The organism is Bradyrhizobium sp. 160 (assembly GCF_023073735.1).
GTDB lineage: Bacteria > Pseudomonadota > Alphaproteobacteria > Rhizobiales > Xanthobacteraceae > Bradyrhizobium.
The window spans coordinates 1-545 of record NZ_JADPKD010000040.1; the positions used below are offsets into that span (position 1 = coordinate 1).

The 545-nt window shown below is 60.2% G+C and carries 1 protein-coding gene; it reads left to right on the forward strand.

The genetic code is table 11. The features are described 5' to 3' along the window. Positions 1 to 545 (forward strand): hypothetical protein (locus IVA98_RS17395; RefSeq protein ID WP_524536386.1); only part of this gene is annotated, 545 nt, incomplete at both ends.

The following is a 545-nucleotide window of genomic DNA, read 5'->3' on the forward strand; positions in this document are numbered from 1 at the left end:
CGGTCCAGCAATTTCCAAATTTACTTCGACGGTCCGGCTGGCGAACCGACCTTGCCGGCAACGATCCCCACATCGCGGCGTACGCCCGAGCCCATCACCTTGGCGTTTTGCCGGACGATCTCCGCTCGGAGGTGGCCGAAACCCTGGAATCCGCCGTGCTCACGAATCTAGATACTTCCTTCTTCGACGAACCGGAGATGCTAGCGCTCGTACCGACGCTGAGACTGGTCGGCATTGGTTTGGCACTGCGCACAACTGTGTTGCCCTCGCTCGAAGAGCGGATCGACGAGATCGCCGCTGACGCTGACTTGGACGAAGAGCCTGACAGCCACTTCAAGAAGCTTCTTGGCGTGCTCGATCGCATCGAGGCGTTTGGCGTGGACGCGGACGCCACAGCCCTGATCGACGATGCGCGCAATCAGGTGAAGCAGTCCGTCAAGGTACTTGAAGAGCGCAAACGCGAGCAGGAGGATGGCTCGGAAGACGAAGCGGATTGGACGCACATCGTGACGCAAAAGAAGGAGGAAGCTCCGGCTCCCACTCCC